The following is a 1,544-nucleotide window of genomic DNA, read 5'->3' as shown; positions in this document are numbered from 1 at the left end:
GCCTTCGACACCGTCTGCGTCGGTGACGAAGGGGTCCTCGCGGCCGACTGCGACGCCAAGTCGTGGGCGTACTCGCGGGCCGCCCTCACGGCGGGCGGCGCGGTCCAGGGCCAGCGGCAGCAGGTTCCCGGAACGGCACTGCAGTTCACCCTGCCGGTGATCCCGCCCGGACAGCCTGACAACGCCACCGGCAACGGCGCGACTGTCGTTCTCGACCTGCCGGCCGACGCCCGGAACATCTCGTTCATCGGCGCCGGAACGCAGGGCAACCAGAGCACCACCGGCACGGCGACGTTCAGCGACGGCAGCACCGCCAGCATCCCGATCCAGTTCAGCGACTGGACGCTGGGCGGCAACGCCAACGGCACCCCGTCCTACGGCAACATCATCGTCGCCAAGACGGCGTACCGACTGCACGGCACCAGCCGGGACGGCGCCCAGCCGTTCCTGTTCGCCACCGCGCCGTACCAGATCCCGGCGGGCAAGACGCTGGTGTCGGTGACCCTGCCGACGCAGACCGGCGACCCCCGCTCGGCGGGCCGGATCCACGTGTTCGCCGTCGCCAACGACGGCACGCCGGCCCCCGCGCTGACCACCGACGCACCGAAGGACCAGACGGCGAACGTCGGGCAGGCCCTCACGGCGAGCCTCGGTTCGGTGACCGGCGGCGTTCCCGGCACGACGGGCTACCGCGCCCGCGTCCAGTGGGGTGACGGCACGGCTCCGGAGGACGTCACGATCGACGCCTCCGGTGCCATGACCGGGCAGCACACCTACACCAGCGAGGGCACCTACACGGTGCACGTCACCGCCTGGGACACGCTGTCCAGCAGCACCAAGGCGTTCACCGTCACCGTGGCGAGGGGTGGATCGCAGCCGGCGATCGCACTCTCCTCGGCGGGCAGCGTCACCACCGGCGGCGCGATCACCGTCGACGGCAGCGGGTTCGCCGCAGGCGAGCAGGTGACCGTCAGCGTCGGCACCGACCCGGCCCGGACCACGAAGGTCGCGGCCTCGGCGAAGGGAACAGTGCGAGTCTCGGTTCCGACGTCCGACGACGCGCAGCCCGGCCGGTACGCGGTCACCGCGACCGGCGCGTCCTCCCGTACGCCGGCCACGGCCACCGTCCAGGTGACCGAGCAGGCGCAGGCGCGGACCTACCAGCCGAGGGTGGCGCTGTTGACGGCCTCGGGGCCGCGCGGAACGGCGATCACCGTCGACGGTCTCGGGTTCGTGCCGAACGAGGTGGTCACGATCGCCTTCGGCAACGGCGTCGCGGTCACCACCGTGCGCGCGAACGGTGACGGTGTCATCTCGGGCGCGACGGTGAGCGTTCCGGGAGCGGCGAAGCCTGGCGCGACAAGCGTCACGCTGACCGGCGAGACGTCGGCCATGAAGGTGTCCCGACCGTTCACCGTCACCGGCTAGAACCGGAGTCGACGCGTCGGGCGGGCTATCAGGAGGAACACCGGTGGCGAAGGCGGGTCTCTGGGCCGATACTGACGCTGAGGAGCGAAAGCGTGGGGAGCGAACAGGATTAGATA

General features: G+C 71.4%; 1 protein-coding gene. It reads left to right on the top strand.

What is annotated here, in order from left to right; genetic code table 11:
- On the top strand, positions 1-1,428 hold a 1,428-nt coding region (locus tag ACWCO3_RS34520), incomplete at its 5' end, for a PKD domain-containing protein (protein ID WP_450014196.1).
- Positions 1,429-1,544 lie beyond the last annotated feature (116 nt).

Source organism: Micromonospora sp. NPDC002411 (assembly GCF_053592955.1).
Note: the sequence above shows the minus strand (reverse complement) of the source record. Positions and strands in the feature narration are given on the sequence as shown.